The sequence below is a fragment of the Conexibacter stalactiti genome, assembly GCF_033542075.1.
GTDB classification, from domain to species: domain Bacteria; phylum Actinomycetota; class Thermoleophilia; order Solirubrobacterales; family Solirubrobacteraceae; genus Conexibacter; species Conexibacter stalactiti.
Genome location: NZ_JAWSTH010000179.1, coordinates 1 through 5,752, shown reverse-complemented (window position 1 = coordinate 5,752; position 5,752 = coordinate 1). Strand labels below are relative to the sequence as shown.

The 5,752-nt window shown below is 75.5% G+C and carries 6 protein-coding genes and 1 pseudogene; all 7 read right to left on the bottom strand.

Annotation, left to right across the window (positions count from 1 at the left end):
* Window positions 1-257 (bottom strand): annotated as a pseudogene (locus tag R7226_RS30765) (succinylglutamate desuccinylase/aspartoacylase domain-containing protein); the annotation flags it as partial.
* A gap of 3 nt (window positions 258-260) precedes the next feature.
* Window positions 261-737, bottom strand: a complete 477-nt coding sequence (locus R7226_RS30760) for a RidA family protein (protein ID WP_318601361.1) — start codon at window positions 735-737, stop codon at window positions 261-263.
* Window positions 734-2,293, bottom strand: coding sequence for a M81 family metallopeptidase (locus R7226_RS30755; protein WP_318601360.1), 1,560 nt, complete (start codon window positions 2,291-2,293; stop codon window positions 734-736). Before R7226_RS30755 ends, R7226_RS30760 begins: the two co-directional genes overlap by 4 nt.
* A gap of 4 nt (window positions 2,294-2,297) precedes the next feature.
* On the bottom strand, window positions 2,298-2,951 hold the full coding sequence (locus R7226_RS30750) for an RraA family protein (protein WP_318601359.1): 654 nt from the start codon (window positions 2,949-2,951) through the stop codon (window positions 2,298-2,300).
* Between the two features lie 41 nt (window positions 2,952-2,992).
* Window positions 2,993-3,784, bottom strand: a complete 792-nt coding sequence (locus R7226_RS30745) for an SDR family NAD(P)-dependent oxidoreductase (RefSeq protein WP_318601357.1) — start codon at window positions 3,782-3,784, stop codon at window positions 2,993-2,995.
* Window positions 3,784-4,923 (bottom strand): Zn-dependent alcohol dehydrogenase, encoded by a 1,140-nt coding sequence (locus tag R7226_RS30740; protein WP_318601356.1) that lies wholly within the window; start codon window positions 4,921-4,923, stop codon window positions 3,784-3,786. The genes R7226_RS30745 and R7226_RS30740 overlap by 1 nt, the downstream gene beginning before the upstream one ends.
* 48 nt (window positions 4,924-4,971) lie before the next feature.
* Window positions 4,972-5,752, bottom strand: a 781-nt coding sequence (locus R7226_RS30735; protein ID WP_318601355.1) for an SDR family NAD(P)-dependent oxidoreductase, incomplete at its 5' end; no start/stop codon positions are given.

The following is a 5,752-nucleotide window of genomic DNA, read 5'->3' as shown; positions in this document are numbered from 1 at the left end:
AGCGGGTTGGCGACCGCGAGCGCGCGCAACGTGCCGCGCAGGCCGCCGGCGCGCAGCTCGGCGACGACCCGCCGCACCGCCAGCACGCCCTCGGGCTCGTCGCCGTGGACGCCGCCGAGCAGCGCGACGGTCGGGCCGTCGGCACCGCGCAGCTCGTCGACGACGAGCGTCGCCCCGCCGGCCGGCAGCTCGCGGCGCGCGTGGCGCGGGGCCTCGGCGGCGCGGGCGGCCTCACGCGTGCGGTCGCCGTCGGTCATCGCTTACCGCCGCACCCGCGCGACCGCCTCGACCTCGACCGGCGCGCCGAGCGGCAGCGCCGCGACGCCGACCGCCGAACGGGCGTGGCGGCCGGCCGCGCCGAGCACCTCGAAGAGCAGCTCCGAGGCGCCGTGGGCGACCTCCGGCTGACGCGTGAAGCCGGGGGCGCTGGCGACGAAGACCGTGATCTTTGGAACGGCCGCGATCCGCTCCAGCGAGCCGGCCGCCTTCGCCAGCTGTGCGAGCACGTGCGCGGCGCAGCGGCGGGCGCAGTCGTAGCCGATCGCGACGTCGTCGTCGCTCGCGAGCGCGCCGGTGTGCGGCAGTGCGCCGTCGACGAACGGCACCTGGCCGGAGACCCACAGCAGGCCGTCGTCGTCGGCGACCGGCAGGTGCCAGTCGAGCACCGGGTCGGGGGCGGGCAGCTCGAGCCCGAGCGCGCGCAGCCGCTCGGTCGGGGTGGTCGTCTCGGCGCTCATGCGGTTGCGGCTCCGTGGTGGTTGGTGATGACGAACGGCTCGACGGCGGCCGGCCGCCTCGCGCGCGGCAGCGCGGCAGGATCGGCCGGACAGCACCCGGGGGTGTCGACGGCGATCGAGCCGGCGGCGACGGCGGCATACGGGGCGCGCCAGGCGACCGCGCCCTTCAACGCGATCACCGTGGCGGCGGATGGGTCGATCCCGCTCGCGGTCAGCTGCTCGATGTGGAACGGCGGCGTCGCGTGCTCCATCGCGAGCACGGTCACGCCGCTCCGCTCGTGCTCCAGCACCGCGGTCGCGCCCATCGAGAAGCGCTGACCGGTCATGTATTCGCCGCCGCCGACGTACTCGCCGTCGCCGAGCCGCGCCACGCGCAGGCGCAGCGGCAGCGGCGCGCCGTGCAGCGCGTCGCTGTGGCCGCCCAGCTCGACCGCGACGAGCGCGCCCGGCCCGGCGTCGCCCGCCGCGGCCACCGCCGCCGCGTCGACGATCGTGACGACCGCGCCGCGTGCCTCCTGCGCGATCAGCTCGGCCAGCAGCGCGGTGCCGTCACCCGGTCCGCCGCCGCCGACGTTGTCGGCCAGGTCGGCGAGCACGAGCGGCCGCTCGCGGCACGCGAGCGCCGCGCGCACGGCGTCGGCCGGCGCCGGATAGGAGGTCTCGAAGTCGGCGAGCTGGGCTTCCACGTCCGCGAGCGTGGCAGCGACCACCTCGCGCGCGGCCGCGGCGGCCGCGGCGGCGGTCGAGAAGCGCACCGCGCCGGGCGCATCGCCGCCGACCTCGCCCGCGAGCACCGTCGCCGCGACCCCGAACCCCGCCCGCTCGACGTCGCTGTAGGGGAAGCCGGGCAGCAGCGAGACGCGCGCGACGCCGGCGGCGGCGGCGCGCGCCTCGGCGCGCGCGAGCAGGCCGCGCATCGGCTCGTCGTCGGTGCCCTGCGCGACCGGCGAGGTCAGCGCGGCGAGTTTGCCGAACGCGCTCGCGAGGTCAGCGCCCCCGACCGCCGAAGCCACCAGCTCCGCCGCCTCGCTCCCGCAGGCGCGCATGTCGACGTGTGGGTAGGTGCGGTAGCCGACGATCGCGTCGCACAACGCCGCCGCCTCCGCCGACAGGTTGGCGTGCAGGTCGAGCACGGCCGCCAGCGGCACCGCCCCGAACCGCTCTCGCACGCGCGCCAGCGTCTCCGCCTCCATGTCAGCCGCGCCGTCGGCGACCATCGCGCCGTGGAGGTTGACGAGCACCCCGTCGACACCGCCGTCGACCGTCGCCAGCGCCGCGTCGAGCCGCGCCAGCAGCGCTGCCGTCGTCGCCGCGTCGGGCGGGCCGCCGGGCCAGGCGCCGGCCGACAGCACGCCGACCGGCTCCAGCTCCGCCGCCCCCAGTCCGTCGAGGAAGCCGCCGATCACCGAGCCGGCGCCGCGATGGCGGTCGAGCAGCGCCGTACCCTCCAACAGCTCGAACCGCTCGAAGTCGGCGAGCGTCGTCGTGCGGGCGGAGTAGGTGTTCGTCTCCTGCCACATCCCGACGATCGCGACCCGCGCCAGCACCGACCCCACCGCCCTAGAGGATCCCGTAGCGCTCGAACGCGACGGAGGCCTTCATCCCGTTCGCCAGCTCTCTGCGCACGTGGTTCTCGCCGCTGACCTTCTCCAGCGCGAGGTCGATCACGCGCCGCTCGACGTCCTGCGGCACGACGACGAGGCCGTCGGCGTCGCCGATCACGAGATCGCCGGAGCTGATCCTCACGCCGCCGCACTCGACCGGCTCGTCGATCGCGACGACTTCGTCGCGCCCGAGCGAGTCGGCCGGGCAGAGGCCGCGCGTGATCGTCGGGAAGCCGAGCCTGTTGAGCTCGCGCACGTCGCGCGTGCCGCCGTCGATCACCGCGCCGCGGCCTCCGGCCGCTCTGATCGCGGTCGCCAGCAGGCCTCCGAAGAGTCCCGACGAGTTGCGTCCCTGCGCGTCGATGAAGAGGACGTCGCCGGGCTGCAGCGAGTCGATCATCTCCAGCAGCTTCGCGTAGGGCCGCTCCGGGCGCTCGTCGACGGCGACCGCGCGCGTCGGGCGCAGGCGGCCGACGAGCACCCAGTCGCCCGCGACGACCGGCTTCAGGTCGGTGCGGATCACCTGGTCGGGCAGCCCGATCGTGTCGAGCACGTCGGAGACGACCGCCGAGTAGAGCTTCTCGGCGAGCAGGTCGTAGTCAACGGTCATTCTGTTCTTCCCCGCGATTTCATGGTGTGGTGGTTGGTGCGTCACCAGATCGACCAGCCGCCGTCGACGACGAGGTTGTGGCCGGTCACGAACGACGCCTCCTCGGAGCAGAGGAAGCGCACGGCGGCGGCCAGCTCGGCCGGCTCGCCGACGCGCCGCAGCGGCGTCGCCGCGGCCAGCTGCTCGCGCACGCGCGGGTCGATCGGCGCGTCCTCGACCGGGAACATGCCCGGGCTGACGCTGTTGACGGTGATCCCCCAGCGCCCGACGGCGGCGGCCAGCTCGCGCGTCAGCTGCACGACGGCGCCCTTGGAGGCGGCGTAGGCGACCTCGCGCATCGGCCCGCGGTCGCCCGGCGTCTCGCCTGCCACGACCGGCTCGTAGTGGGCGTTGTCGAGCGCGACCGAGCCGTAGACGGAGGCGATGTTGACGATCCGGCCGAAGCGCTGGTCGCGCATCAGCGGCAGCACCTCGCGCGCGAGCGAGAAGCCGGCGGTGACGTTCGTCTCCAGCACGTGCTGCCAGGCGTCGTCGGGATAGTCCAGCAGCGGCGCGAGCACCGAGGTCGCGGCGTTGTTGACGAGCACGTCGACCGTCCCAAAGCGCTCGCGGCAGGCGTCGACGACACGTGCGCGGTCCTCGGCGACCGTCACGTCGCCGGCGACGGCGACCACCTCGGCGGCGCCGGAGCGACCGGCGAGCGCCGCAACGGCGGCGTCGAGCCGCTCGCGCCGGCGGCCGACGATCACGCAGGCGGTGCCGGCGGCGGTCAGCGCCGCGACGGTCGCGCGGCCGAGGCCGGTCGCGCCTCCGGTGACGATCGCCGCGCGCATCAGAAGACGATCAGCCCGCGCGCCAGCTCGCCGGCCGCGAGGTCGCGGAAGGCCTGGTCGGCCTCGTCGAGCGCGTAGCGGCGCGTGACGAGCCGGTCGAGCGGCAGCTTGCCGGCGAGGTGGAGGCCGACGAAGCGCGGGAAGTCGACGGGCGGATTCGAGGAGCCGTAGACGGAGCCGACGAGCGTGCGCTCGCCGACGAGCAGCTGGTGCGGCGGCAGCTGCACGGCCGGCGTTCTCGTCGGCGGGTTGCCGAGCAGCACGCAGGTGCCGCCGACCGCCAACGAGGTGAACGCCTGCTCGACGGCGGAGGCGTCGCCGACGGCGACGATCGCGTGGTCGACGCCGCCGGGGACGGCGGCCTTGATCTGCTCGACCGGGTCGCCGGCGGAGGCGTCGACGACGTCGGTGGCGCCCAGCTCGCGGGCGTAGTCGAGCTTGGCGGCCCGCACGTCGACGCCGACGATCGGGGTGGCGCCGGCGACGACCGCGCCGAGCACGGCGCTGAGGCCGATCCCGCCGCAGCCGAAGACGGCGACCGATTCGCCGGCGCGCACGCGCGCGGCGTTCAGCACGCCGCCGCAGCCGGTCGTGATCGCGCAGCCGACGAGCGCAGCGACGTCCAGCTCGATCGCGTCGGGGACCTTGATCGCGCCGCGCGCCGGGATCACGGTGTAGGGCGCGTAGGTCGCGGGCCCGTAGTGGTAGACCGGCTCGCCGTCGCGGTGGAAGCGCGGCGTGCCGTCGATGCCGCCGCCGAACGGCGGCGGGTCGAGGCAGACGCCGGGGCGGCCGCGCTCGCAGGAGGCGCAGCGGCCGCAGCCGGGCGCCCACGAGATCACGACGCGGTCGCCGGGCTCGAGGCCGGTGACGCCGCCGCCGACCGACTCGATCACGCCGGCGCCCTCGTCGCCGAGCACGAGCGGCATCGGCAGCCCCTCGTGGGTGCCGTCGACCGCGTGCAGGCAGCTGTGACAGACGCCGGAGGCGGTCATCTTCACGCGCACCTCGCCGGCCTGCGGCGGGTCGACGACCAGCCGCTGCAGCTCCAGCGGCTGGTTGACGGCGACCAGCACCGGCACGTCGATCTCGAGTGGCCGACCGGCCGTCTGCTGTGTTTCAATAGCTGAAACGCTCATCTCAAAACACTCTACCATTCGATTTCGGGGGTGACAATGCGCGTCATGTCAGTGGTTGACCCAGCCGCCGTCGACGGTCACGACCTGACCGGTGACGAAGTCGCTCTCGGCCGCGGCGAGAAAGACGAAGGCGCCGACGAGGTCCTCCGGCGTGCCGCGCCGCGGGATGCTCTGCAACGCCGCCTGCTCGCGCGCGACCGCCTCCTGGTCGGGGAACTGCTCCAGCTCGGCCTCGGTCCGGATCGCCCCCGGCATCACGCAGTTGACGCAGATCCCCTCGCCGCCGACCTCGCGCGCCAGCGCGCGCGTGAAACCGACGATCCCGGCCTTCGTCGTGACGTAGTGGAGCGCGCCGGCGCTGCCGAGGTCGGCCATGACGCTGGAGACCGTCACGATCTTGCCGGCGCCCTTCGCGCGCATGCCGGGATGGACCGCCTGCGCGCACCACAGCAGCCCGTCGAGGTTCGCGCCGAGGACGCGCCGCCACTCCGCGCCGTCGATCTCGTGCCAGGCGATCCGGCCGGTCGCGGCGGCGTTGGCGACGAGCACGTCGATCGTCCCCATCGCCGCCTCGACCTCGGCGACCAGCGCGCGCACCTGCACGCGATCGCTGACGTCGGCCGCGATCGCGAGCGCGTGGGCGCCGCCGGCGCGCAGCTCGTCGACCAGCGCGTGCGCGTCGGCGGCGTCGCGCTCGCCGGGCCGGTGGTGGACGGCGACCGCCGCGCCCTCGCGCGCGTAGCCGCGGCAGACGGCCGCGCCGATCCCGCGCGCGGCGCCGGTCACGAGCGCGACGCGCCCGGCGAGCCGGCCGCTCATCGCGCGGCCT